We start from the raw sequence: 25,407 nt of genomic DNA, 5'->3' as shown, positions 1-25,407 counted from the left end.
CGGTACGGGACGCCCAGTCACGCGTCACATCAAAGCGGAATGTCGCCTTCCGTTCCGGTTCCCGGCTCGGTGCGGATCTGCGTGTCGCAGGTGTACCGCAGCACCGGGGAGTCCGCCGTGCCACCGGCGAGCGGGACCGCACCGTCCCGCCACAGGTTCCGGGACAGGGTGCACACGATCTGTCCCAGGGCCAGGGGCCGGAGCCGGTCGGGCCGGTGGTTCAGCCGCACGGTGCCCACCGGGTCGCCCTCGCGTGCCGAGAGCAGCTCCAGGTCGGCGGGGACCTTGGTGGAGTAGCCCAGGTCGGCCTCGCTGCCGTTCGGGGTGAGCTTGAGCTGTTCGAGCAGCAGTCCGGCGACCGTGCGGTAGTCGCCCTGGAAGCTCCCCTCCCGCTGCACCCCGGCGACCTGCCCGTTGCAGACCAGGAAGACCTCCGCGTCGTGTACCTGGAAGTCGTCTTCTGGGCGGGTCGCGGGGGAGGACGCGGACGGCGAGGGCGACTTCTCCGGCTCCAGGCACCTGGACCTGCTGGGAGCGGGCCCGGCGTCCACCGGGACGCGGGTGGCCCGAATGCCGCAGCCCGACGCCAGCACCACACCCGCCACTGTCGCCGCCACCACGGCCGTACGCGGTCTCACGGCCGGTCACCTCCCCGCTGCCCCGGGCGGTCCGCGTTCCGTTCCTCCCCGCCCCGCGGCTCGGCCGCCCCGGGCTGTGGGGCACCGGGTTCCCGGTGCGCGCTCGCGCCACCCTCCGCGTGCTTCTCGACTGCGGACGGGGTGCCAGGGGTGGGGCCGCCGATGGGCAGCCGCACGGTGAAGACGGCACCGCCCGAAGGGGCGTTGGCCGCGCTGATCACTCCCCCGTGTATGTGGGCGTTCTCCATGGCGATGGACAGGCCGAGTCCACTGCCCTCGGACCGCGGCCGGGCGGTGTCCGCCTTGTAGAAGCGGTCGAACACGTGGGGCAGCACCTCCTCGGGGATGCCGGGCCCGCTGTCCGAGACCTCCACGACCAGCACCGCGTCCGCCGTCGCGAACGCCCCGTTGACGTCCTCGGGGTCCACCGGCTCGGTGCGCACGGTGATCCGCACCGGGGAGCCGCCGTGCTTGAGGGCGTTGCCGATGAGGTTGGCGAGGATCACGTCGAGGCGGCGCGGGTCGAGGCGGACCACGATGCCGCGCGGGGCGTCCACGTGCACCGCGTCCAGCCAGGCACGGGCGTCAATGCAGGCCAGGAGCATGTCGGCGACGTCCACGTCGTCCAGGACCAGTCGTGCCGTGCCGGCGTCGAACCTGGTGACCTCCATGAGGTTCTCCACCAGGTTGTTGAGCCGTCGGGTCTCGGTCACCACCAGGCGCACGGCTGGGGCGATCATCGGGTCGATGGTGTCCGCCTCCTCCTCGAGCACCTCCGTCACGGCGGTCATCGCGGTCAGTGGGGTGCGCAGCTCGTGCGACATGTCGGCGACGAACTGGCGGCTCGCCTGTTCCCGGGCGCTCAGCTCCTCGACCCGCTGTTGGAGGGCGGCGGCGGTCTGGTTGAAGGTGCGGGACAGCTCGGCCAGCTCGTCGGCGCCGGTCACCCGCAGCCGGGTGTCCAGGTGTCCCTCGCCGAGCCGGCGGGCCGCGTCGGCCAGCCGCTGCACCGGACGCAGCACCGTGGAGGACGCCGCCTGGGCCAGCAACGCGGCCCCGACCAGCGCGAGCACGGTGGCGATCCCCAGGGACCAGGCCAGTGACTCGATGTCGTCGCGCTCGGCGTCCAGGGACTTGAGCATGTACGCGGTGGGCCCGCCACCGATGATCCTGCTCCCGCCGACCAGGTAGGGCTGACCGTCGTGGACGGTCCGCTGCCAGTACAGGTGGTACGGGTAGTCGTTGCTCTGGTCCAGGGGGCGCTTCTTCTCCACCGCGTGCTGGAGTTGTTCGGGCACCCACTCCATGGAGAACGCGTCGGGGTCCGAGCTCTTGGCGCAGTCGTTGCCGTCCGGGTCCTGGTCGATCAGCAGGATCTCGTAGTCCTGGCTGCTGCGTTCGGCGAGCTGCCGCGCGGTCTCCTCCAGGGTGTAGCAGGGCGGATGCAGCGGAAGGTCGCCCACCCGCTCCTGGAGCGAGTCGCGGAAGTCGTTGAGCGCGGAGACCTGGGCCCGGCCGAGCACGGCGTCCCGGTTGAGCCAGTAGGCGATCCCGGAGGCGGCGACCGCCGCGGTCAGCGCCACCGCGCCGAAGACCACGACCAGCCGGATGCGCAGGCTGGTCAGCCGCAGTAGTCGGCTGGCCCATATCAGGGACCGGCTGCCCCGCCGCTCACTGGTGCTCGTCTCCTCGGTGTCCGCAACGCTCACTGGGGCGGGTCCAGCCGGTACCCGACCCCACGCACCGTACGGATCAACGAGGGCGACGACGGGATGTCCTCGATCTTGGCGCGTAGACGCTGCACGCACGCGTCCACCAGGCGGGAGTCGCCGAGGTAGTCGTGTTCCCACACCAGGCGCAGCAACTGCTGCCTGGACAGTGCCTGGCCGGGGCGGCGGCTCAGCTCGAGCAGCAGGCGCAGCTCGGTCGGGGTGAGCTGGAGGTCGTTGCCGTTCTTGGTGACCGTCATCGCGGACCGGTCGATGACGACGTTGCCGAACACGGCGGAGTCGGAACTGTCCCGTTCCCCACGGCGGAGCACCGCCCGGATCCTGGCGTCCAGCACCCTCGGCTGCACCGGCTTGACCACGTAGTCGTCAGCGCCGGACTCCAGGCCCACCACCACGTCGATGTCGTCGCTGAGGGCGGTCAGCAGGATGATCGGTAGCTGATCGGTCCGGCGGATTCGACGACACACCTCGAAACCGTCGATTCCGGGCAGCATCACATCAAGCACGATCAGGTCCGGACGCTGCTCGCGCAGCCGCTCCAGGCCGTCCTCGCCGGTGGCCGCGGCCACCACACGGTGGCCCTGGCGGCTCAGCGCGAATTCGAGGCCAGTGCGGATCGCGTCGTCGTCCTCGATGAGCAACAGGAAGGGCACGGGGCTCATTGTGTCCCACACCCATGGCTCGCTTCGACAGTTGGTCGAGAGCCGCCCCGCGAACACCCCGGCATATGCCAACAAACCGGCTGATCCCGCCCCTCGGAGGGTGGTGCGCCGACCCCGATGCCCCTGTGACGCGCCTGTGACAGTCGTCGGACAGCGCTATGAAACTGCTCCGACAGGCTTGTTGACCACGGCGGGGGACTGCCGGAAGGAAACACCCAGCACGGCCGTTGTGGGAGATCACTCGGCACCACCGGAACGGGGGCGCGTCATGAACGCACTGCAAGTAGGAAACACCGCCGCAGTCCGTCATGTGCGCGCCGCCCACGGACGGGCCGATGAGAAGTCCGGTGCCGCGGGCGGGCGGGGGTGCGCTCGTGGCACCGGACGGGTGCACAACCACGTGGTCCTCCCGGGCAAGCCCCGGGTGGTGCCGGGTGTCCAGGCGAGTGGTGCCGGCGGACGTCGGGGGGGCGCCGCCGGCACCACTGTCCGACCGCGTCGCATGGTCGCGCTGACCGGCGACGCCGAGCGCGGGGGGAGCAACGGGGGAAACGGGGGTAGCGCGGTTGCGTACGGGCAGGCAGCGCCCGCTCCGGGGGGAAACGGGCAGCGGTGCGGCGACGCCGAGGCGGACTTCACCGCCTACGTCGAGGAGCGCCGGGCCTCCCTGTACGCGACCGCCTACCACCTGACCGGTGACCGCCACGAGGCGGAGGACCTGCTCCAGACCGCGCTGTTCAGCACCTACCGTGCCTGGGACCGGATCAGTGACAAGGCCGCGGTCGGCGGCTACCTGCGCCGCACCATGACCAACCTGCACATATCGGCCTGGCGTCGGCGCAAGCTCAACGAGTACCCGACCGAGGAACTGCCCGAGACCGTGGGCGACTGCGACGCCATGCGCGGCACGGAACTGCGCGCGGTGCTCTGGCAGGCGCTGGCCAAACTGCCCGAGCCACAGCGCACCATGCTGGTGCTGCGCTACTACGAGGGCCGCACCGACCCCGAGATCGCCGACATACTCGGGATCAGCGTCGGCACGGTCAAGAGCAGCATCTGGCGTTCGCTGCGCCGGCTGCGCGACGACGAGCAGTTGAACCCCGGTGACGAGCAGAGGTCGTTCGGCGAGCTCGTCGCCTGACCGGACCCCGACCGGCGCTGTCGCCGGCGGTCACCGCGGTCAGGGCGCCGACGGCTGTGGGGTGGTGGAGGACGGCTGCGGGGCCGGCGCGGGAACCGTCGGCTGGGCGGCGTCGGGGAGTTCGGTGGTCGGACCCTCCACGTGCGGTCGGGACCCGTAGAGCGTCCAACGGCGCACCGCGGAGTCCACCCGGCGCAGCGCCTCCTCCCGGCCGCAGGGCCGCGCACCCAGCGCGGTCTGCCGGGCGACGATCGCCTCCTCGCCCCGCATCAGCATCCAGCCCCGGCGCAGCAGGAACGGTGCTGGCTTGCGCCGTTCGCGCAGGTCCCGCACGAGCCTGCGGCGGAACGTGGTGAACGGGCGCCCGCACAGGCACAGCGCGTCCGCGAGCACCCCCAACTCCCGGCAACGGTCAATGATCTCCGCAGCGAAGATGCCCTCGGCGACGAACACCGGCTGACCGCTCAGCTCCAGGGCCGTGCTCCCCACGCGGGCGCTGGCCGCGATGTCGTAGACCGGGACCTCCGCACGCCCGGTGCGGGCCAGGGCGCTGACCGCCGACACCGCGGCCCGGGCGTCCCACGACCTCGGGGAGTCCCAGTCAACGCCGCCGCCGGGCAACGACGGCAGGGTCGGATCGCCGCCGCACTTGTAGAAGTCGTCCAGCCGCAGCACCGGGAGACCGGTGCGCGCGGCGAGGGAGGTCTTGCCGGTGCCGGACGGGCCGGTCAGCAAAATCGCACGGGCGACGGGATGAAGGTTCACGGAACACCAGTGTGCAGTATCACCCTGCGTGGTGACCTGGTGAATTCTCCATGGATTCGCCCGTTCAATCGGACAGATCGTGTCGATAGCGGGCAAAAGGTCAAATCGCTGCCCCTGTAGTCCGGTAGCGCTCCATTACTCCTTCGGGGGAAATGGAGAGCGGTTGAGTGAGTGCGTGCAGTCGAACGGCTACTGTGAGTAGTCATTGAGTGTGGCAGTGTGCTCGACCGCTGAAAGCAGGAGGATATGTCCGTGTCCCAGGGCCGCCACGCCCAGCCTGGTAAGCCCGTTCTGCCCCGCGCCCTGGTGCGTGCCGCCATCGCGGTGTCCTCCGCCGGCGTCGCCCTGGCCGCCGGGCCCGCGGTCTGTGTCGCCGCGGTCCCCCCGCCGGTCGCGGCGTCCGCGCACCCGGCTCCCACCCCGGCCGGGGCCCCGCAAGCCCAAGAGCCAGCAATGCTGGGGCGGGTGTCGCCGAGCCAGGACGCAAGGGGTCAGGCACAGCAAGGCCAGGCACAGCAAGGCCAGGCACAGCAAGGCCAAGCACAGCGGGATCAGGTACGGCGGGATCAGGTACGGCGACGTCACGCGCGGGGAACGCAGAGGCACCGGGCGCCCTGGCACCCGGGGGCGCTGTACCGCGGTCCCGAGCTCCAGCGCGGCCCGGAGCTGGAATCCCCGGTGCGGACCGGCGGCGGGCCCGCCGCGCTCGCCGGTGTCGGTTCGGCTGCGGGTCCCACGGTCGCGCGGCAGGGCCCCCGGGAGCGTTCCGACGGGCACCCACCGGTTCCCCGGCGGGGTGGGGCGCGGGTCGCGCCGGCCGCTTCGACCGGCGTGGACGGGGCCAGCCGGGGGGTGCGCACCGGTGTGTCAGCGGCGCTTGCGCCGGTGGGCGGCCTCAAGCCCAACCCCTTGGCCGGGACGGGCGTCGATCCGCTGAGCAACTCCGTCGGGACCCGGGTGGGGGACCTGCCGCCGGTGAGCACCAGGCTGGTCACCGACCCGCTGACGCAGGGGGGTTCGCTGGGTCAGGTCGCGGCGAACGGGCCGCTCACCCCATCGGCCTGAGCGGCTCTCGGTGGCCCTGCTGCCGCCCGGTCCACGTGCCGCGGGGTGCGGCCAGGGCCGGTGGGGCGGCCGTTGCGGCCGGGCGCTCCTCCCGCACGGGCACGCCCTGGTGCGGGAGGAGCAGTGGGTCACACGCCGATCGGGTGCCAGACGGTCTTGGTCTCCAGGAACGCCAGCATGCGGTCAGGTCCGGGGTCCGCCGTCCAGTCGGTACCGGCGGGCCGCAGCACCCGCTTGAGGTTCTCCGCCGCTGCCGCCTCCAGCTCGGCGGCCCGCTGGCCAGCGGCTCCGGCAAGGTCGATGGCGTTGACGTCCTGGTGGCCGGCGAGGGGCGGGCCGACCTCGGCGACCCGGCCGGACAACACGTTCACCACGCCGCCCGGCAGATCGGAGGTGGCGAGCACCTCGGCCAGGGAGAGCGCCGGCAACGGGGCCGATTCGGCGGCGAGCACCACGGCCGTGTTCCCGGTCACCACCACCGGTGCGACCACCGAGACCAGTCCGAGGAACGACGAGTCCTGGGGCGCGAGCACCGCGACCACCCCGGTGGGTTCGGGGACGGAGAGGTTGAAGTAGGGGCCGGCGACCGGGTTAGCCGACCCGGCGACCTGGGCCACCTTGTCCGACCAGCCGGCGTACCAGACCCAGCGGTCCACGGCCGCGTCCACCACCGCCGCGGCCTTGGCCCTGGACAGGCCCTCGGCGTCCGCGACCTCGGCCGCGAACTGGTCGGCCCGGCCCTGCAACATCTCCGCGACCCGGTACAGGATCTGGCCGCGGTTGTAGGCGGTGGCACCGGACCAGCCGGGGAACGCCTTGCGAGCGGCCACCACCGCGTCCCGGGCGTCCTTGCGGGAGCCCAGCGGCGCGTTGGCCAACCAGGTGCCCTTGCTGTCGGTCACCTCGTACACCCGTCCGCTCTCGGATCGGGGGAACTTCCCCCCGATGAACAGCTTGTACGTCTTGAACACGCTGACCCGCTCGGGCACCGCCGTCTTCCCCGCCTTGTCGTCGCTGCTGGTCCTCCCGGTCCTGCCGGTCCCCGCCCTGTCGCCGCCGTTCCCGCCGGCTGCCCTGTCGCGGCTGCTGGTCCTGGCGCCCTTCCGGGACTTCTCAGACATCGAGGTACGCCTCCAGACCGTGTCGGCCGCCCTCGCGGCCGTAGCCCGACTCCTTGTACCCGCCGAACGGCGAGGAGGGATCGAACCGGTTGAACGTGTTGGCCCACACCACACCGGCGCGCAGCCGGTCGGCCATCCACAGGATGCGCGAGCCCTTCTCGGTCCACACGCCCGCGGAGAGCCCGTACGGCGTGTTGTTGGCCTTCTCCACGGCCTCGGCCGGGGTGCGGAAGGTGAGCACGGACAGCACCGGTCCGAAGATCTCCTCCCGGGCGATGCGGTGGGCCTGGGTGACGCCGGTGAACAGCGTCGGCGCGAACCAGAAGCCGGAACCCGGTAGCTCGCACGCCGGTGACCAGCGCTCGGCGCCCTCGGCCTCACCGGTGTCGGCGAGCGCCCGGATGCGGGCGAGTTGTTCGGCCGAGTTGATGGCCCCGATGTCGGTGTTCTTGTCCAGGGGGTCACCGACGCGCAGCGTGGCCATCCGCCGCTTCAGCGACTCCAGTACCTCCTCGGCCACCGACTCCTGCACCAGCAGCCGGGAGCCCGCGCAACACACGTGGCCCTGGTTGAAGAAGATGCCCGTGACGATGCCCTCCACCGCCTGGTCGATCGGGGCGTCGTCGAAGACCACGTTCGCCGCCTTGCCGCCGAGCTCGAGGGAGAGCCGGCGGTCGGTGCCGGCGACCGCGCGGGCGATGCCCTTGCCCACCGCGGTGGAGCCGGTGAACGCGATCTTGTTGATGTCGGGGTGCTCCACCAGGGCGCGACCGGTGGCGCCGTCCCCGGTGACGATGTTCACCACGCCCCTGGGCAGGCCAGCCTGGCGGCACACGTCCGCGAAGAACAACGCGGACAGGGGCGTGGTCTCCGCCGGCTTGAGCACCACCGTGTTGCCGGTGGCCAACGCCGGGGCGATCTTCCAGGCCAGCATCATCAGCGGGAAGTTCCACGGGATGATCTGCCCCGCCACCCCCAGCGGCCTGGGGTCGGGGCCGAACCCCGCGTACGGGAGCTTGTCCGCCCAGCCCGCGTAGTAGAAGAAGTGCGCCGCCACGGTCGGCAGGTCGAAGTCCCGGGTCTCCCGGATCGGCTTGCCGTTGTCCAGCGTCTCCAGCACCGCCAGTTCCCGCGAGCGCTCCTGCACGATCCGGGCGATCCGGAACAGGTACTTGGCGCGTTCCGCCCCGGGGAGCGCGGACCAGGCCGGGAAGGCCCGCCGGGCGGCGCGCACCGCACGGTCCACGTCCTCGGCGCCGGCCTGGGTGTACTCGGCGAGGACCTCCTCGCTCGCCGGGGAGATGGTCTTGCGCAGCTCACCGCTGGTGCCCTCGACGAACTCCCCGTCGATGAACAGGCCGTAGGAGGGGGCGATGTCCACGATCGCCCGGGACTGCGGCGCGGGTGCGTACTCGAATGCCATGTCGTCAGTCCACCGTCACGTAGTCGGGGCCGGAGTACCTGCCCGTGCTCAGTTTCTGCCGCTGCATCAGCAGGTCGTTCAGCAGGCTGGAGGCACCGAACCGGAACCAGTCGGCGGTCAGCCAGGCCTCACCCGCCGTCTCGTTCACCAGCACCAGGTACTTGATGGCGTCCTTGGCGGTGCGGATGCCTCCTGCCGGCTTCAGTCCCACCCGTACCCCGGTGGCGGCGTGGAAGTCGCGGACCGCTTCCAGCATCAGCAGGGTCACCGGTGGGGTGGCGTTGACCGCGACCTTGCCGGTCGAGGTCTTGATGAAGTCGGCGCCGGCCAGCATGGCGAGCCAGGAGGCGCGCCGCACGTTGTCGTAGGTGGACAGCTCCCCGGTCTCGAAGATGACCTTCAGGTGCGCCGAGGTGCCGTCGGGACGGCGGCAGGCCGCCTTGACCGCCTCGATCGTCTCGAAGACCTCGCGGTACCTGCCGGCGAGGAAGGCGCCGCGGTCGATCACCATGTCGATCTCGTCCGCTCCGGCGGACACGGCCTCGGCCGTGTCCGCCAGCTTGACCGGGAGCCCGGCCCGACCCGAGGGGAAGGCGGTGGCGACCGAGGCCACCTTGACCCCGGTGCCGTCCAGGGCCTTCCGGGCCACGGGCACCATGTCCGGATAGACACAGATGGCGGCGACCGAAGGGGCGGTCGGGTCGGTCGGGTCGGGGCGGACGCCCTTGGCGGACAGCGCCCGGACCTTCCCGGGGGTGTCCGCGCCTTCCAGGGTGGTCAGGTCGATCATGGAGATCGCCAGGTCAAGGGCGTACGCCTTGGCCGATGTCTTGATCGAACGGGTGCCGAGCGCAGCGGCGCGGGCCTGGAGGCCGACCGCGTCGACGCCGGGGAGCCCGTGCAGGAAGCGGCGCAGGGCGCTGTCCGAGGCGGTGACGTCCGCCATCTCGGCCAGCCGGCCGGCCGCGTCGGGGCCGTATGCGGGAACAGTGGGCATGCTCACCAGACGAGCATATCTACACGCGTAGCGGAAGGGGGAGGTCCGCGGCTACCGACCGTTCCCCGACCGGTTATCGATGCGGTACCGCAATGCCGTCGAGTCGGGGTCGCCGCCCGGGTTCAGGCACAATCGGATCTCATGACGAGCCCCGACAACCGTCCCGGGACGCCGACCCCGGAGCCCGTGTACGCGGCGCGCTCCTACCGTTCGACGTCCGGCATCATCACCGGCGTGCTGCTGCTCGCAGTCGGCGGCTGGCTGGTGGGCGACGCGGTGCTGCACGGGGAGGGCCGGGTGCCCTGGCTGGCGCTGGCGTCGCTGCTGATGATCGCGCCGGTCGTCGTCGCGTTCACCCTGCGACCCGCGGTGTTCGCGTCGGAGGAACGCATGGTGGTGCGGAACCCGTTCCGCACGATCACCCTGCCCTGGTCGGTCGTGGCCGACCTGCGCTCCGCGTACACCGTCGAGGCGTTGACCGAGGACCGCAAGTACCAGCTCTGGGCCGTCCCGGTCTCGATGCGCCAGCGCAAACGGGCCAGCCGCAACCAGGTCAGGGCCGCCACCGAGGACCCGTACGGAAGGACCACCACCTCGGCCTTCAGCCGGGGCGCGCTGCACAGCCCGACCAAGGCGTGGTCGGACACCGCGGTGGACGAGTTGCGGGAGACCCTGGAGCGGAACCGGGACCGACCGGAGGCCGCCGGCGAGGCGGTCGTCCGCTGGGCGTTCGAGGTCATCGGCCCGACCCTGGCCGGGGCCGCGGTCCTCGCGGTGCTGCTGGCCGCCACCTAGGTGGTCGGTTCCGGGGGCCAGTGATCACTGCGACTCACGGACCGCCTCCACCGCCTTCCGGACGCCCGGGTGCGGGTCGTCCGCGAGAGCGTCGAGCAGCGCGTTGACCCCGGGGGTTGACCAGCGGGCGACCGCCCACACCAGTTCTTCCCGCACGCCGGGGTCGGGATGGGCGGTGAGGCGGGCCAGCCGGGCGAGCGGGCCCCGTCGACGCATGCCGAACCAGTGCAACGCCTCGCGCAACACGGCTGGGTCTCCGGGATCACCGGCTGCCGCGACCCTGGCGAGCAGCACTCTGGCTGGAGGCGGCGGACCGTCCAGCGGATGCGGCAACCGCTCGCGCAGGCGGCGCGCACCGTACTCCCCGCGTACCCGGCATCCCATGCAGGTGCAGGGGCGCACGCCGTGGGCGTCAGGGTAGTACCGCCAGCCCACCACCTGCGGCACGGGCCGGATCCGGTGCACTTCGCGCGGCCGGATCGCCCGGGGTACGAACACCTCCCACCCCCGTGGGTCGTCCAGCGCGGCGATCCGCCGCACCGCCTCGGCCGCGGTGACCGTGGACTGGGCGCCCCGCGTGCGGTCCGTGTAACGCCCGACCAGCACGCGCTGGTCGTCGTCCAACCGCACGTGGACGGCCACCAGCCTTCCCCGGTGGCCGAAGCGGGCCAGTTCACGCAGCCACTGGTGGGTGAGGGTGTACGACGGCAGCACCGGGAAGCAGTACGCCCCGCGCGTGCCGCCCTGTCCGTGGCTGGCCGGCCGCACTCCGGACCGTCGGATCCGCGACGCGTTCGCCGCCGACGTCAGGTGCACGAACATCGCCATGCCTGGGAATGCTAGTTGAACCGTCTGCATCGACGGTCCGCCGCAGTCCTCCGAGGCCCGCTGGCTCCGGCCATGCGGGGCGGCGTCACGGTACCTCGGGGGCGGGGTCGGCGTGGTGTATCTCGGTGATGGTCACCGCGGTGTCGAAGCTGAGCACTGGGTCCGGGCGAGTGGAAAGCAGGCTCTCATAGAGCGGTCGGTAGTGGGCGATCTTCCGAGGCGTGCGGCCGTCATGGCCGTGCGTGGCGAGGAGCTGATTGCCCTGCGCGGCGAACCCGGTCATGGCGGTGTGATCAATCCACAGGTCAACGCCCGAGCGCCCGAAGGCAAGGGCGGTTTCCTTGCTGCTGGACCCGGTGAGCCAACTGGTTCGCAGCCTGGCGATACCCTCCGCGCCACGTGAGCGATAGGCGCAGGTACACCAGGCGCTCGCACCCTCGTCCCGAAACTGGGCAGAGGTCAGTGCGATGGGTTCCACGAAGCGAGCCAGCACGCTGAGCTGGTTCACGCCGGAGTCCATCCAACTGGAGACGTACGAGGTGAATGCTTGCTCGCCTCGCAGGACGTATGGATCGTAGAACGCTGAGGTGAGCGCAGTGACCGGCCCCCACTCAGGGTGCCGGTCTATCAGTTCGGCAGCCCAGCGCACCTCCGGAGAGAACGCGAAGTGGTGTGCGACGAAAAGGCGCTCGTCCACGCGCTCGGTGTCTCGCAGTGAGGACAGGTGGTGAAGCGAGTCCAGATCGTGCACCAACGGTTTCTCAACGAGGACCCGTGCCCCGGAGTGAGCCAATGCCTCAGCCGCCAGGACAGCGTGCATGGTGGTGGGGGTGGCGAGCACAATGAGATCTGGTTGGTGGTCGTCCAGAGCATCGACGAGATTCTTGTAGTGCGGTGGCTTTCTGTCACGGAATGCGGGTGGCTCCGCCACGTACGGATCGACTGTGAAATCCAGGTCCACACGGGGCAGGTCGGCCAGCACTTCGAGATGCGTCTCCGCGATGATGCCCAGCCCGACCAGCCCGACGCGCACAGCCTGAGTCATGGCAACCGTTCTCCCTTGCTCGCCGGGGCGCCCCACTACGCGGCCACCACCGCGACCCAACGACCGAGCGCAGCGTCGGCGCCGTCCACCCAGTCGATGGTGGGGTGCCAGGCGGCGGCTGATGCGAGGCCGTCGAGCCAGCTGGTGACGACGGACACCCAGTAGATGTTGCCGCCCGAGGCGCGGGTCCGTTCGTCCAGAGCGTCTCGAGTTCGTCGGGCGCCATCGTGGTCCCCGGTGGAGACGCCGATGAGGACCTGGGCCACGTCAGCAAGGTTGTGCCCGCCCCGGTAGCTGATGGCGTCTGCCAGTCGGCGGGTGTCGGCGACTGCTTCCCTGGCCTTGGCCAGTTCGTCGGCCATGGCCCAGCACACGGCCTCGGCAGAGCGGATCTTGACCAGCTCGACCGGATTGGGGACCAGGTCGAGCAGTTCCCTCCCCCGGGCCGCCGCGTTGGACACGGTGGCGGTGTCCCCAGACCAACACGCGGTCTGGGCGAGATTGGCCAGCGCCTTGGCTTCCGCCGCGGCAAGGTCCGCGTTACGGGCCAGAGTGATCGCCTCGTTGTAGGAGGCGGCGGCGTCATCGAAGCGGGCGTTGACCCTCAGGATGTGTCCGATGAGCCTGAGCCGCTCGCCCTCGTGCGCCACGTCGCCCGCACGCTGGTTCCTGAGGGTGGACAGCGCGGTGGTGAAGCGGCCGTTGAGGTAGTCGTAGTCACTGAGCCAGTAGTCCGCGTCGGTCGCGAACTCGCCACCGAGCAGTTGGCGGTAGATGCCCGCAGCCCGTGTGTAGTCGCCCTGGTTGCGTAGCGCATGGGCCAGGTGCAGTCGCACGAGCTGGCCCGGAAGGCTCTCCGGCGCCAGGTCCGCGTCGGCTCCGTCAAGCGCTTCGACCGCCTCGACCGCGCGACCGGTTCTGCGCAGCCACACCCCTTCGATCGCCGCGCGCATCGCACGGAACTCCGGGAGTTCCGCTGGACCGCCGTCGAGGTTCGTACCGATGGCTGTCCACTGTCCCGCCTCCACCAGATGTTGGGTGGCTCGGGCCATCCAGTCATCGAAGACCCCGTGGTCCCTCGACAGCTTGAGGCCGGATTCGAGGGCCTGGGCCACGGCGGCGCGCCCGGTCGCTGTCTGCGACCGCTCCCCGAGTCGGCGTAGCAACCGAGCGGCGACCTCGGCGCGATCGCGGTCCGACCAGCCGTCTGGGAGCCCACGGTCGGCCTCGCTGATGGCGGCTCGAAGCGCCCCGTGCAGGGCGTACGGGAGCTCGTAGGCGTCGTCATGGGTGAGGAAAGGTCTGCGGAGGAACCGTGCCACACTGCCGTCCGAGAGGGTGGGTTGCCCGGCCCGCAACAACGCGGCATCCACCCGGTCGACGAGTGCCGCGGTGCGGACCAGATCTCGTTCTTCCCTGGGGAGGTCCCTGATGGACCGCTTGGCGACGGCCGTGAACGTCCCACCGAAGTGTTCGACCGCGGGTTGACTGCCCCGCGCAAGCAGCTCGACGAAGTGCGACACGGACAGGTCCAGATAGAGCGGTAATCCCTGCCCGCCAGAGATGATTCGCGAGCGTACCTCGGGTGGGATGGCCGACGTGCCGTCCTGGGTCAGTGCTTCCTGCAGATAGCTGTCCGCGTCCGAGTCCGAAAGGTAACCGACGAGGTGTTGGCGCGGCTCGGCGGTCTGGTTGGAGAAGTGGAGGTTCGGCCAGCGCTCGGGGCCGGTGAAATCGAGTTCTCCGCTGGTACCACCGTCTGCCCAGTCCACCCGGTTCCGGCCGGTGATGACGAAGAGCACGTTCGGCATGAGGTAGACGCAACGCTGCACGTACCGCTCAGCCGTACGGTCACCTTGACCACCGAGTACCTCAAAGGTGTCAAGGAACACGCACATACGTGGGCGCTTGTTCCGACGGCGCACCTTGCGTTCCAGGTCCCAGGCCAACAGGTAGGGGAAGAACGACAGCGTCTCGTAGTCGGCCTCCGCCTCGATCAACTCGGCGAACAGCTCGCACTCGGACAGCAGCCTGCCCTCGCGGACCCGGTCTCTGATCGCTCGATACGTGCCCAGCGCCGCTCGCTGTGCCATCCCGGCCAGACCGCCGAAGTCCGAGGAAAGGGCCTGCGCGACATTACCCGCGATCTGTTCGCCGAGCCGGACCCCACGCGAGGCACGCCGTGTCGCTGGTGAGGCGTCAAGGAACTCCTGCAAGGCCTCGCCCGGGTGGGCTCGGACCCAGTACGACGCCAACGCCAGATCGAAGGCCGGCCACTCGTTGTCCAACTGCCCCAGCCCGGCGCGCAGCCGCAGCAACAGGTTCTCCAAGTCGGAGGCGCCTTCTTCTGAGACGTCGATACGCACGGAAACCGCTTCGCTCTGTTCCTCGTTTGCGACGTCGTCCAGACCCTCTCCTGCCAGGAGACGGCGTTCCAACTCGTGCGAGAGAGTGGTCTTGCCTATGCCTCCCACGCCGTAGAACGTCAGAACGTTGCGGCGTCCCTGAACTCGGTCCACCACAGGCGAGACCTCGGCCGTGTCCAGTGTCTGGTGCAACGCGACCAGTGAGCGGTTGAACGCGGCCGTCTCGTCCGTGCGATCAGTGAACACCTGTTGCGCGGTGATGGTCGATGTCACTCCACTCATGAACGCGGCACGCAGGTTCGCTCGGGCCATCCGCTCTCCTCTGGCGATGTTGCCGGGTCCCTCACTGGCCGGGCACCCACACATGTGGTGACCGTAGCGTGGTCACGCGCCGCGTGGAACAACGCGGAGTGGGTCGGTGACGCTCCGTGCCGGATCGGTTGGGCCCTGTTGCCTGACACGCATGCTCCTCCGCTGTCGCAGCCGAGCGGCGAGACGGTCGGTGTTCCCTGGCGCTCCCGCTGGCCAATCGCACGAAGGTGTGGGCCGGGCACCCCGCGCAGGTGGTGGCCGTGGGACAGGAGGGTGGCCCTCCGGTTCCGCTCCTCGTGGAGAGGGCACGTGGGCTGTCATTGAAACAATTCATTCCATGTGCTGTCCAGGCCTCAGGGTGGGGGTGGCGTCGTGGCTGAGACACCCGGTTGCGATGGTGGGAATGCCCCGGTTGGGAAGCTATCTCCGCGAGGGGGATGGGGAGTTCTTCGTGCAGGCATCTTGTGAGGCGTAGGTCCCGGGGTTATGTTTCCGGCCACTGAGACGTTTCAATTGCCGGTGATTCCCCGCCATCCGCTGGTCCACCACTCCCACTCTCCGACGCGAGGAGCCCACGTCCATGGCGCCCACCAGACGAACGAACCCCCTCCTGCGACGCACCTGGCCCACCGCCCTGGTCGGGTTCGCCGCGCTGACCGCGGTGGTCGCCGCGAGCACCCCGGGTGTCGCCTCCACCGCACCCGGAAGCACCGCCGCCGCCTGGCCGACCGTCACCGACGGGCGGTCCCCCGGCGCCGTCCTCGGGCTTCCCGGCATCTCCACCGCCGACCGGTACAACCTCGCGCCCTCCTCCCGGCAGGTGCTGCCGCGGCGTGCCGTCGAGGCGACCGTGGCCAACACGGACTTCGTCACCGCTTCCTCCCCCGGCTCGGAGACCGAAGGCCACGACCTCCGGGCGGGACAGAGCACGACGAGGAAGACCGACGGCGCGGTGGTCCGCCAGGCCGGCCCCAACGTCCCGGGTGCCGAGTTCGGCTACCGGATGCTGGCGCCGTCCGGAGACGGCGACGTCCGGCTGCGGATCGAGGAGGCCGGCAGCGCCACCGCCCACTACCAGGTCCTGGTCAACGGCGAGGTGGTGCACGAACGCCGGCCGGACACCGGGCAGAGCGGCGTGTGGCACGACATGGTCGGCCTGGTGCACTACGAGGTGACCGTGCCGCGGCAGGCGATCGGCTCCGCCGAGGACTTCCGGATCACCTTCCGCAACGCGGACGACCCGGGGCCCGGTGCCCGGATCGCCAACGTGTGGGTGCTCGGCGACGAGGCCAGCCAGGCCCCACCGGCCCCGTACGGCGGCTCCGTGCGCAATCCCAACGGGGCCTTCCGCGGCGGCACCACCTCCCTGCGGACCGACGTCCACGGCCGCCCCTACGTGGTCTACGACTTCGGCCAGGAGGTCGGTGGCACGGTCCAGGTCACCGCCCGCACCCGCAGTGGCGCCCCGACGCTGAACCTCGCCTTCAGCGAGAGCCAGCAGTTCATGACCACGGAGTCAGACTTCAGCCAGGACCCGCCGAACATCGCGACCGAAACCCACTCGTTCCCCCTGGAGCAGGGGACCAGGACCGTCTCCGACCCGGTGATCCGCGGTGGCTTCCGCTACCTGATGGTGTACCTCAGCGGCTCCGGCTCGGTGGACCTGTCCGACCTCGGGCTGCACTTCACCGCCGATCCGACCAACCCCGACCTGCGCGGCTACCGGGGCGCCTTCCTCTCCAGCGACCAGACGCTGAACCGGATGTGGTACGCCGGCGCGTACACCGTGCAGATGTCCACCATCGACCCGACCACCGGCCGCCCGTACCCGGCGCAGCCGGGACCGGTGACCAACGACGAGGTCATCGGCGAGGGGACGACGGTCATCAGCGACGGGGCCAAGCGGGACCGGATGATCTGGGGCGGTGACAACGCCGTGGCCAACGAGGTGTCGTACCTGACCACCGGCCAGTCGGACCCGTCCGCCAACGCCGTCAGCTTCATGGCCAAGGGCCAGTTCCCCTCGGGCCAGGTGCCCGGGTTGTACCTGCCGGGCACGGGCTACCACCCGGCGTGGGGGGAGTACGCGGCCTGGTGGATCCACAACCTGTGGCAGCACTACCTCTACACCGGTGACCGCGCCTTCCTCGACCGCTACTGGTCCACCCTGAAGAAGAACGTGGCGTGGTTCGAGTCGCTGGTCGCCGACGACGGCCTGCTGGTGGTCCCGGACGGGGCCTCGGGCCACTGGGGCTACGGCAACGCCGGCAAGGAGACCTACGACAACGCCGTCTACGTCCACGTGCTGAAGCTCGCCGCGCAGGCGGCGGCGGTGGAGGGCGACGAGGACCTGGCGCGCAGCTACCGGGCGGCGGCCGAGCGGACGGCCAAGGCCGTCAACGCCCAGCTCTGGGACGCCTCGGCCGGCGCCTACGTGACCGAGCCCGGCAGCTCCGCACACCCCCAGGACGGCAACGCCATGGCGGTGATGGCCGGGGTGGCCACGGGTGACCGCGCCGACGCGGTGCTGCGGTTCTTCAAGGAGGAACTCGCCGGGAAGTACGGGGACCTCACCAACGACGTCTCCGGTGACGTGGTGCCCCGGTACATCAGCCCGTTCGTCACCTCCCACGCGCTGCAGGCGTACGCCGACCAGAACAGCGACGCCGGCAACGACGCGGCGCTCGACCTGGTGAAGCGGACCTGGGGGCACATGCTGGGCGGCGACAACCCCGGCACCTTCTGGGAGAACGTCTCGCCGACCGGGGGCTTCCAACTCGGGTCCTACACGAGCCTGTCCCACGGCTGGGCGGCGGCCCCGACGTCGTTCCTCACCAACGAGGTGCTCGGAGTCACCCCGACCGCCGGGGGGTTCGAGTCCTTCTCCGTCCTGCCGCACCCCGGTGGTGACCTGCGCTGGGCCCAGGGCGTCGTGCCCACTCCGCACGGCGACATCGAAGCGGCCTGGAAGCTCACCGGCCACACCATGTCCCTCGTGGTCTCCGCGCCGACCGGCACCAGCGGAACCGCCGGGGTGCCCGCCGAGGACGTCACCGAGCTGCGGGTCAACGGCGAGGTCGTCTGGCGCGACGGCGAGGCGCTCAGCGACGGCGTCGAACTGCGTGACGGCTACCTCCGGGTGTCCGGCGTGACCGGTCACACCAGCCTTGCGGCCACCACCCGCTGAGCCACCGAACCGAGGAGGGTTCACCCGATGACGACATCCGCGAGATACCGCAGGACCAGACTGGCCACGATCACCAGCTCGGTGGCGCTGCTCGGCGTCCTCACCCCATTCGTCTGGGACGCGTCCGCCACGCCCCCGACCGCGACCGCGGCCACCGGCACCCAGTCCAGCAGCACGTTCGGCGCCGCCGCGGCCGGGGAGCAGTCGGGCCCCTGGGCTGAGGACGGGTACCGGCCGCGCCCCGGGCAGTGGCAGCCGTACGTCCTCGCCCCGACCGGACGCACCGTCAAGCCGGTGTCGGTGCTGTCCGCCGACCCGCGCGGCGGGGAGATCAAGGGCGACCCGAAGGCGGCCCTCGGCGGCGGGGACTCCCCGGTCAGGCTGGTGAGCAAGGGCGACCGCACCCTGTCCCCGCTGCTCACCCTGGACTTCGGCAAGAACGTCGGCGGCACCGTCAAGGTCCGGGTCTCCGGGGCCTCCGAGACACCGCCCGAGCTGCACGTCTGCTTCAGCGAGTCGCAGTTGTACGCCGCGTTCGACCCCGAGGACAACAACGGGCAGGCGGCCCACGCACCGGGCTGTGACACCGCCAACATCTGGAACGGGTACCCGGGCGTTCCCTACACCTACGACAACGACAGCCACACCCTGGAGATCGACCCGGCGAACCTGCCGGCCACGCTGACCGACACCCAACTGCGCGGCGCGTTCCGCTACGCCACCCTGTTCCTCGACGGGGAGGGCTGGGTGGACGTCGACGGCGTGTCGCTGGACTTCGGCGCCGTCCCCAAGGCGGAGAACCCCGCGGCCTACGACGGCTGGTTCCTGTCCAGCGACAACGAACTCAACAAGATCTGGTACGCCGGCGCCTACACCGTCCAGCTCAACACCTGGATGTCCAACACCGCCAAGAAGTGGCCGTACGAGCCGGGGGAGGCGGACCACGCGGACGCGCAGGTCCCGCACGCCGACCCGAACGAGGCGGTCATCTTCGACGGCGGCAAGCGCGACCGGATCGTCTGGCAGGGCGACCTCGCGGTGCAGGCCCCCGTCGCGTACCTGAGCACCGACGACGTCCCCGCGGTGGAGAACTCGCTGTCCTCGCTCGCCGCCCAGCAGCTCCCCGACGGCTACGTGCCCGCGGCCAGCCTGGTCGGCCAGCACAACCAGAACGAGCTGCGGGTGTACGGCGAGTACGTCACCTGGTTCATCCACAACCTGTACACGCACTGGCTGTACACCGGCGACCAGGAGTACGTCGAGCGGTGGTGGCCCCAGCTCACCAGGGCCACGGCCTGGCTGGAAGGGGTGCGCGCGGACGACCCGAAGGGCCTGATCTCGTTCCAGGAGGTCGGCTCCTGCGGCCACTACGGCTACAGCGACTGCGGACACGAGACGTACATCAACGCCCTCTACGCCCGGAACCTCGAGCAGATGGCGAGGCTCGCCCGGGTCACCGGCCACAAGGCCGACGCGTCCGGCTACGCCTCCCGGGCAGCCGCGGTGAAGGACGCCATCAACGAGGAGCTGTGGGACGAGGAGACCGGGGCGTACCGGCTCTCCCGGGAGATCCCCGGCGCCTACCCCCAGGACGCCAACGCCACCGCGGTGCTCACCGGTGTCGCCGACGACGAACAGGCGACGCGCGCACTGGACTACCTGCGGCGCAACAGTTGGGGTCCGTACGGCGCGTACACCGTGTCGCCCAGCACCCCCAACGCGTCCATCAGGCCGTTCTACGAGCCGCTGCCGAGCTGGTTCGAGACCAGCGCCCGCCTGGAGGCGACCGACTCCAGCGGCGAGGTGGACAACAGCGCCCTGGACCTGATGCGGACGTTCTGGGGCCACCAGCTCTCCCAGGACCCGGGCAGCACCTTCTGGGAGAAGGCCGACCCGTCGGGGAACCCGGGGATCAAGCAGTTCACCAGCCTGGCCCACGGCTGGGCGTCCGGCCCGACGGTTGCCCTGACTACCCAGGTGCTCGGGGTGCAGCCGACCGGACCCGGGTACTCGTCGTACGCGATCGTCCCGAACACCGGTGACCTGACCTGGGCCCAGGGCGAGGTGCCGACCCCGCACGGGAACATCAGCGCCTCCTGGCGGGCCGGCCGCGACGGTGTCGTCCTGAAGGCCACGGCCCCGAGCGGAACCGTCGGGCGGCTCGCCGTCCCGACCCGCGGCGAGCGGGTCAGCGTGACCCTCGACGGCCGCACCGTCTGGGACGGCTCCCGGGCGGTCGGTGGTGCCAGGGCCAGCAGCGACGGTGAGTTCGTCTACGTGGACGCGGTGGGGGCCGGCCACCACGTACTCCGCTCCCACCTGGGGTGACACCCGGGCCGACGCCTGGTGGGCGGGCGCGTCGTCTGGCGGCGCGCCCGCCCGTCGTCTGGTCCGTCCCCGGGGTGTCAGGCCGTGCCGGGGCGGCGGGTCCGGGTGTCCGTCAGATCCCGGCCGCGGTGGCCAGGTCCTCCTTGAGCGCGTCGAGCACCGACGTGGCCAGAACCCGGCACGGGGCCAGGACGTTGGCCGCGGTCACCGGGATCACCACCTCCAGGTAGCACTTCAGCTTGGGCTCGGTGCCGCTGGGCCGCACCACCACCCGCGCGGAGGACACCGCCGGTCCCTCACCCTCCCGCGTCAGCCGGTAGCGCAGTCCGTCGGTCGGGGGCAGGCCGAACGCCCCGGCGCGCAGGTCGTCGGCCGCGGTCACCCGCAGCCCCGCGAGCTCGGTCGGCGGGGACTCCCGCAGCCTGGTCATCGCCTTGGAGATGGTGGTCAGGTCCGCCACCCGCACGGAGAGCTGGTCGGTGGCGTGCAGCCCGTACTCCACCGCGATGTCGTCCAGCAGGTCGGTGAGGGTACGTCCCTGGTGCTTCAGGGCCGCGGCCAGCTCGGCGACCAGCAGCGCCGCGGTGATGCCGTCCTTGTCCCGCACCCCGCCGGGGTCCACGCAGTAGCCCAGTGCCTCCTCGTACCCGAAGGCCAACTCGGGCGTGCGGGCGATCCACTTGAAACCGGTCAGCGTCTCGGCGTACCCCAGGCCCGCGGCCGTGGCGATCCGGGCGAGCAGCGACGAGGAGACGATGGAGGTGGCGAACGTGCCCTCGACGTGCTTGCTCACCAGGTGCACCGCGAGCAGCGCCCCGACCTCGTCCCCCCGCAGCATGCGCCACTTCCGCCCCCCGCCCTCGTCGTGCGCCCCGGGCGGGACGGGCACGGCGACCGCGCACCGGTCGGCGTCCGGGTCGTTGGCGATCACGATGTCCGGCTCCGCCGACTCGGCGAGGGCGAACGCGAGGTCCATCGCCCCGGGCTCCTCCGGGTTGGGGAACGCCACGGTCGGGAAGTCCGGGTCGGGGGTCGCCTGCTCGGCCACCACCGCCGGCGCGGGGAAGCCGGCCCGGGTGAACGCGGAGGTGAGGACCTCACCACCCACCCCGTGCATGGGGGTGTAGACCACGGAGACGTCACGGGAGGAGCCGCCGTGCACCACGTCGGTGGCGCGGTCCAGGTACGCCTCGACCACGGCGTCGTCCAACGTCTCCCAGCCGGACTCGGCCAGCGGGACACCGGCGAGCGGGCCCACCGCCTCGATCGCGGCGGAGATCTGGGCGTCCGCGGGGGGCACGATCTGCATCCCGTCGCCGAGGTACACCTTGTACCCGTTGTCCTGCGGCGGGTTGTGGCTCGCCGTCACCATCACCCCCGCCGCGGCCCCGAGGTGCAGCACGGCGAACGCGAGCACCGGGGTGGGCAGCGGACGGGGCAGCAACGCGGCCCGCAGCCCGGCCCCGACCATCACCGCGACGGTGTCCCTGGCGAACTCCGCGGACCGGTGTCGGGCGTCGTAACCGACCACCACGAGCCCCGGCTCGCCGGCCGGTTCCGCCCGCTGCCGCAGGTACGCGGCGAGCCCGGCGGCGGCACGGATCACCACGACGCGGTTCATCCGGTTGGGGCCCGCGCCGAGTTCGCCGCGCAGTCCCGCCGTGCCGAACTGGAGGGTTCCCGCGAACCGGTCGGCCAGCTCCGCCTCGGCCCGGGCGTCGGGCGGGGAGCCGGTCGCGGCGGTGAGCAGCGCGCTCAGCTCGTCCCGGGTCCGCGGGTCGGGGTCCTCGGCCAACCAGGCCCGTGCCAGTTCTGCCAGATCGGTTCCCACCTGCGTCTCCTGTGTCCTGTGTGCTCTGGGCATGTGTTCTGGTTCGGGCACGTTCGTTGCCCCAGTGGTGTTCCGCGTGCGCCCGGTTGCACGGCGGTCACGGTCGGGACCGGGTGGACTCAGACGCGTTCCAGCACCCGTCCCAGCAGGGCACCCATCCGGGTGGCCGAGCCGCGCCCGGCCTCCAGCACCTCCTCGTGGCTCAGCGGCTCCCCGGTCATTCCCGCCGCGAGGTTGGTGACCAGGGAGATGCCGAGCACTTCGGCTCCGGCCTCGCGGGCGGCTATCGCCTCAAGGGTGGTGGACATGCCCACCAGATCGCCACCTATGGCGCGAACCATACTGATCTCTGCCGGGGTCTCGTACTGGGGGCCGCGGAACTGCACGTAGACCCCCTCGGCGAGGCTGGGGTCGACCTCCCGGCACAGGGCGCGCAGCCGGGGGGAGTACAGGTCGGTGAGGTCCACGAAGTTGGCGCCGACGATCGGTGACACGCCGGTGAGGTTGATGTGGTCGCTGATCAGGACGGGCTGTCCGGGGGAGAAGGTGTCCCGCAGTCCGCCGCAGCCGTTGGTGAGCACCACCGTCTTGCAGCCGGCGGCCACCGCGGTGCGCACTCCGTGGGCGACCGCGGCCACGCCGCGGCCCTCGTACAGGTGGGTGCGCCCGAGGAAGACCAGGGCCCGGGTGGAACCGAGGGCGACCGAACGGATGCGTCCGGCGTGTCCCTCCACCCCGGGCTTGGCGAAGCCGGGCAGGTCGGTCATCGGGAGGTCGTGGTCGGGAGCGCCGAGGCTGTCGGCGGCGGGGACCCAGCCGGAGCCCATGACCAGGGCGACGTCGTGGGACGCGGCACCGGTCAGCTCGCGGAGCCTGGCAGCGGCGGCATCGGCGGCGGCGTGGGGGTCGGAGAAGTCCTCCGAGTCAGCAGAAGCGTTCACGCCGCCGAGCCTAACCCGTTACTGCCTACGCGCGTAGAAGGAGGTGGTGGGTTGCCGCGCGGAGTCGCCGGAGCGCGGTGGCGCGCACGGGCGCGGACATGGTCGGGTGGCGGGCCGCGGAAGGGGTTCGCGGGCCGCGGAAGGCGCCCCCGGGGTGTGGTGTGCGGGACTGAATGGTGAAGTGGTCGCTTGACTGAGGGTTCGTCACTCGGCAAACTCAAGCATGTGCTTAACCAAAGCTGGTCGCTGGACCGCATACTCCAGGCGCTTGCGGACCCGACCCGGCGAGCCATGGTCGAACATCTGATAAAAGGCCCAGCGTCGGTGAGCGAGTTGGCCAGACCGCTGCCGATGTCGTTGGCAGCGGTGGTGCAGCACCTGAAGGTGCTGGAGTCCAGCGGGCTGGTCCACACCGAGAAGGTGGGCCGGGTCCGCACCTGCCGGATCGAGCCCGCGGCGCTCCGGTTCGCCGAGGACTGGATCGTCCGCCAGCGCACCACCTGGGAACACCGCCTCGACCGGCTCGGCGACCAGCTCGCCGAACGGTCCGGAGGCCCCCAGCGGTGACCGGCCACCCCCGGCTGGCCCCCGTCGGCCAGCCGGCACCCGGCACCCGGACAGCCGGCCGCGGCACGACGCGAGGAGCGCCCCTTGACCAACCGCCCTGTCACCCACGCCAGGTTCACCCTGGAGCGCCGCTACCCCGTCCCGCCCGACACGGTGTTCACCGCCTGGGCGGACCCGGGCGCCAAGGCGCGCTGGTTCAGCCGACCCGGCGACGAGCACCAACTCGACTTCCGGGTCGGCGGGTGCGAACGGGTCCGGGCGGTCCGGGAGGACGGTTCCACGCTCACCTTCGAGGCCCGCTACCAGGACGTCGTCGAGAACGAGCGGATCGTCTACTCCGGCACCCTCCACCAGGACCAGGCCCTGTGCACCATCTCGATCACCACCGTCTGCTTCCACCCCACGGCGGAGGGGACCCGGATCGTCCTCACCGAGCAGGGCACCTTCCTCGACGGCAGGGAGGAGCCGGCCTGGCGGGAGCGGGGTACCACCACCCAACTCGCCGCCCTGGAAACCGAGCTCAGGCAGCGGTCCCAGCACCCCTAAGGTCTGCTCGACACGTGACCGTCTGACAGGTGACCACCCGACACTCGGCCGCCTGACGCGTGACCTTCTGACGCGAGACCGTCTGACGTGTGACCACCTGACGCGTGACCGTCCGCCCCGTGGTGCCGTCCGCCCGGAGCGTCGACCGCGCCGTAGCGGGCGGCGAGCCCGGCCACGGTGTCCGCGACGGCGCGCCGCAGCTCCGGTGGGGCGAGCACCTCGGCCTCGGTGCCGAGGCGCAGCAGGTCCCCCACGGCGACGTTCGTGGTCTCCACGGCCATCGTCACCTCCACCCACCCCCCGTCGTCCGGCGTCCCCGCCGTGTCCAGGGCCCGGGTGCCGACGGCTCCGAAGCACATGGGCAGCAGCTTCTGCCCGCGGGGCGAGAGGCGGAGCCGTGCCGTGCCCCGGTACCGCGCGGCCCCGAGCCGCTGGGAGAACTCCTCCCAGTGGGCGGCGAGGTCGAAGCCAGCCGGCCGCTCGAAGGTGTCCCCCGTGGCCTCCACGGCCAGGAGCCGTGAGACCCGGTAGGTGCGGATGCCGCTGTCCCCCTGCGCGACCAGGTACCAGATCCCGCTCTTGAGGACCATGCCCAGGGGGTGCAGCTCCCGCCACCCCTCGCCCCGCCAGGCGCGGTAGTGGGTCCGCAGCACCCGCTGCTCCCACACCGCCTCGGCGACGGGCCCCAGGAAGGGCACCGGGTCGGCGTCCCGGAACCACCCCGGGGCATCCAGGTGGAAACGGTCCTGCACCTGTCGGGTCCGGTTCGCCAGCTCGGCCGGCAGGGCGGCCTGGAGCTTGAGCTGGGCGGTGGCCAACACCGTGTCCAGGCCCAGGTCGCGGGCCGGCCCCGAGGTCCCGGTGAGGAAGAGGGCGGCGGCCTCCGCGTCGGTGAGACCGGTGAGCCGGGTGCGGAAACCCTCGCGCAGCCGGTAGCCACCCTCCGGCCCCCGCTCGGCGTGCACCGGTATCCCGGACGCCCCCAACGCCTCGACGTCCCGGTAGACGGTGCGCACCGACACCTCCAGCTCCGAGGCCAGCTCGGGGGCGGTCATCCGGCCGCGGTTCTGGAGCAGCAGGAGCAGGGAGATCAGCCGGTCAGCGCGCACGACGACATTG

General features: G+C 71.3%; 20 protein-coding genes. 7 read left to right on the top strand and 13 right to left on the bottom strand.

What is annotated here, in order from left to right; all coding sequences use genetic code 11:
• Positions 1-29 precede the first annotated feature (29 nt).
• From A3IG_RS28315 to A3IG_RS0102450, 3 genes are read right to left on the bottom strand one after another with little or no spacing between them, the layout of a single operon-like run.
• Complete coding sequence (locus A3IG_RS28315) at positions 30-638, bottom strand: hypothetical protein (protein ID WP_040910683.1); 609 nt, start codon at positions 636-638, stop codon at positions 30-32.
• Positions 635-2,347 (bottom strand): sensor histidine kinase, encoded by a 1,713-nt coding sequence (locus A3IG_RS0102455; RefSeq protein ID WP_018381964.1) that lies wholly within the window; start codon positions 2,345-2,347, stop codon positions 635-637. Before A3IG_RS0102455 ends, A3IG_RS28315 begins: the two co-directional genes overlap by 4 nt.
• The gene (locus tag A3IG_RS0102450; RefSeq protein WP_018381963.1) at positions 2,344-3,021 is read right to left on the bottom strand and encodes a response regulator transcription factor; all 678 of its coding nucleotides are present in this window, start codon (positions 3,019-3,021) and stop codon (positions 2,344-2,346) included. Before A3IG_RS0102450 ends, A3IG_RS0102455 begins: the two co-directional genes overlap by 4 nt.
• 277 nt (positions 3,022-3,298) lie before the next feature.
• On the opposite strand from A3IG_RS0102450, the gene A3IG_RS0102445 reads away from it, so the two are divergent.
• Entirely contained in the window at positions 3,299-4,171 is an 873-nt protein-coding gene (locus tag A3IG_RS0102445) for a SigE family RNA polymerase sigma factor (protein ID WP_026219820.1), read from the top strand.
• A gap of 39 nt (positions 4,172-4,210) precedes the next feature.
• Here the strand turns inward: A3IG_RS0102445 and A3IG_RS28310 are convergent, their stop codons facing one another.
• A complete protein-coding gene (locus tag A3IG_RS28310) occupies positions 4,211-4,936 on the bottom strand; it encodes a uridine kinase family protein (protein WP_236719270.1) in 726 nt (241 codons plus the stop codon).
• A gap of 864 nt (positions 4,937-5,800) precedes the next feature.
• Between A3IG_RS28310 and A3IG_RS34055 the strand changes: the two genes are divergently transcribed.
• Complete coding sequence (locus A3IG_RS34055; protein ID WP_157862347.1) at positions 5,801-6,001, top strand: hypothetical protein; 201 nt, start codon at positions 5,801-5,803, stop codon at positions 5,999-6,001.
• Between the two features lie 128 nt (positions 6,002-6,129).
• On the opposite strand, the gene A3IG_RS0102425 is transcribed toward A3IG_RS34055, so the two are convergent.
• The 3 genes from A3IG_RS0102425 to deoC form a co-directional block, all read right to left on the bottom strand.
• The gene (locus tag A3IG_RS0102425) at positions 6,130-6,990 is read right to left on the bottom strand and encodes an aldehyde dehydrogenase family protein (RefSeq protein ID WP_026219819.1); all 861 of its coding nucleotides are present in this window, start codon (positions 6,988-6,990) and stop codon (positions 6,130-6,132) included.
• A gap of 124 nt (positions 6,991-7,114) precedes the next feature.
• On the bottom strand, positions 7,115-8,545 hold the full coding sequence (locus A3IG_RS0102420) for an aldehyde dehydrogenase family protein (protein WP_018381957.1): 1,431 nt from the start codon (positions 8,543-8,545) through the stop codon (positions 7,115-7,117).
• Between the two features lie 4 nt (positions 8,546-8,549).
• Positions 8,550-9,542: a deoxyribose-phosphate aldolase gene (gene deoC, locus A3IG_RS0102415; protein ID WP_018381956.1), complete on the bottom strand. Its 993-nt coding sequence runs from the start codon at positions 9,540-9,542 to the stop codon at positions 8,550-8,552.
• Positions 9,543-9,683: 141 nt separating this feature from the next.
• Here deoC and A3IG_RS0102410 point away from each other — a divergent pair, with 141 nt between their 5' ends.
• Positions 9,684-10,337, top strand: a complete 654-nt coding sequence (locus A3IG_RS0102410) for a PH domain-containing protein (RefSeq protein WP_026219818.1) — start codon at positions 9,684-9,686, stop codon at positions 10,335-10,337.
• A 24-nt stretch (positions 10,338-10,361) separates the two neighbouring features.
• Here A3IG_RS0102410 and A3IG_RS0102405 read toward each other — a convergent pair whose 3' ends face one another.
• From A3IG_RS0102405 to A3IG_RS0102395, 3 genes are all read right to left on the bottom strand, one after another.
• Complete coding sequence (locus A3IG_RS0102405) at positions 10,362-11,165, bottom strand: HEAT repeat domain-containing protein (protein ID WP_018381954.1); 804 nt, start codon at positions 11,163-11,165, stop codon at positions 10,362-10,364.
• Positions 11,166-11,250: 85 nt separating this feature from the next.
• Positions 11,251-12,210, bottom strand: coding sequence for a Gfo/Idh/MocA family protein (locus A3IG_RS0102400; protein ID WP_018381953.1), 960 nt, complete (start codon positions 12,208-12,210; stop codon positions 11,251-11,253).
• Positions 12,211-12,245: 35 nt separating this feature from the next.
• Entirely contained in the window at positions 12,246-14,888 is a 2,643-nt protein-coding gene (locus A3IG_RS0102395) for a hypothetical protein (protein ID WP_018381952.1), read from the bottom strand.
• Between the two features lie 580 nt (positions 14,889-15,468).
• Here A3IG_RS0102395 and A3IG_RS35625 point away from each other — a divergent pair.
• Positions 15,469-18,075 (top strand): alpha-L-rhamnosidase-related protein, encoded by a 2,607-nt coding sequence (locus A3IG_RS35625; RefSeq protein WP_018381951.1) that lies wholly within the window; start codon positions 15,469-15,471, stop codon positions 18,073-18,075.
• 27 nt (positions 18,076-18,102) lie between these two features.
• Positions 18,103-20,403 carry an alpha-L-rhamnosidase-related protein gene (locus A3IG_RS0102380; protein WP_078499941.1) on the top strand — a complete coding sequence of 767 codons (2,301 nt, stop codon included), beginning with the start codon at positions 18,103-18,105 and terminating at the stop codon, positions 20,401-20,403.
• A 112-nt stretch (positions 20,404-20,515) separates the two neighbouring features.
• Here the strand turns inward: A3IG_RS0102380 and A3IG_RS0102375 are convergent, their stop codons facing one another.
• Both A3IG_RS0102375 and A3IG_RS0102370 read right to left on the bottom strand, forming a co-directional pair.
• Positions 20,516-22,234 carry a phospho-sugar mutase gene (locus tag A3IG_RS0102375; RefSeq protein WP_018381949.1) on the bottom strand — a complete coding sequence of 573 codons (1,719 nt, stop codon included), beginning with the start codon at positions 22,232-22,234 and terminating at the stop codon, positions 20,516-20,518.
• A gap of 119 nt (positions 22,235-22,353) precedes the next feature.
• Entirely contained in the window at positions 22,354-23,175 is an 822-nt protein-coding gene (locus tag A3IG_RS0102370) for a purine-nucleoside phosphorylase (protein WP_018381948.1), read from the bottom strand.
• Between the two features lie 225 nt (positions 23,176-23,400).
• Here A3IG_RS0102370 and A3IG_RS0102365 point away from each other — a divergent pair, with 225 nt between their 5' ends.
• Both A3IG_RS0102365 and A3IG_RS0102360 read left to right on the top strand, forming a co-directional pair.
• Complete coding sequence (locus A3IG_RS0102365) at positions 23,401-23,742, top strand: ArsR/SmtB family transcription factor (protein WP_026219817.1); 342 nt, start codon at positions 23,401-23,403, stop codon at positions 23,740-23,742.
• A gap of 84 nt (positions 23,743-23,826) precedes the next feature.
• Positions 23,827-24,288: an SRPBCC family protein gene (locus A3IG_RS0102360; protein ID WP_018381946.1), complete on the top strand. Its 462-nt coding sequence runs from the start codon at positions 23,827-23,829 to the stop codon at positions 24,286-24,288.
• Here the strand turns inward: A3IG_RS0102360 and A3IG_RS0102355 are convergent.
• A complete protein-coding gene (locus A3IG_RS0102355; RefSeq protein WP_201787539.1) occupies positions 24,285-25,397 on the bottom strand; it encodes a helix-turn-helix transcriptional regulator in 1,113 nt (370 codons plus the stop codon). The two genes, A3IG_RS0102360 and A3IG_RS0102355, sit on opposite strands and share 4 nt — an antisense overlap.
• Positions 25,398-25,407: the final 10 nt, after the last annotated feature.

It is taken from the genome of Wenjunlia vitaminophila DSM 41686 (assembly GCF_000380165.1).
Taxonomy (GTDB): Bacteria; Actinomycetota; Actinomycetes; order Streptomycetales; family Streptomycetaceae; genus Wenjunlia; species Wenjunlia vitaminophila.
This window is presented reverse-complemented; position numbering and strand designations above follow the sequence as displayed.

Excerpts from the sequence above, each read along its gene's own strand:
- deoC (WP_018381956.1), bottom strand. The coding sequence starts at position 9,542 with ATGCCCACTGTTCCCGCATACGGCCCCGACGCGGCCGGCCGGCTGGCC.
- A3IG_RS0102380 (WP_078499941.1), top strand. The coding sequence starts at position 18,103 with ATGACGACATCCGCGAGATACCGCAGGACCAGACTGGCCACGATCACC.
- A3IG_RS0102410 (WP_026219818.1), top strand. The coding sequence starts at position 9,684 with ATGACGAGCCCCGACAACCGTCCCGGGACGCCGACCCCGGAGCCCGTG.
- A3IG_RS0102395 (WP_018381952.1), bottom strand. The coding sequence starts at position 14,888 with ATGGCCCGAGCGAACCTGCGTGCCGCGTTCATGAGTGGAGTGACATCG.
- A3IG_RS0102420 (WP_018381957.1), bottom strand. The coding sequence starts at position 8,545 with ATGGCATTCGAGTACGCACCCGCGCCGCAGTCCCGGGCGATCGTGGAC.
- A3IG_RS0102445 (WP_026219820.1), top strand. The coding sequence starts at position 3,299 with ATGAACGCACTGCAAGTAGGAAACACCGCCGCAGTCCGTCATGTGCGC.
- A3IG_RS35625 (WP_018381951.1), top strand. The coding sequence starts at position 15,469 with ATGGCGCCCACCAGACGAACGAACCCCCTCCTGCGACGCACCTGGCCC.
- A3IG_RS0102405 (WP_018381954.1), bottom strand. The coding sequence starts at position 11,165 with ATGGCGATGTTCGTGCACCTGACGTCGGCGGCGAACGCGTCGCGGATC.
- A3IG_RS0102400 (WP_018381953.1), bottom strand. The coding sequence starts at position 12,210 with ATGACTCAGGCTGTGCGCGTCGGGCTGGTCGGGCTGGGCATCATCGCG.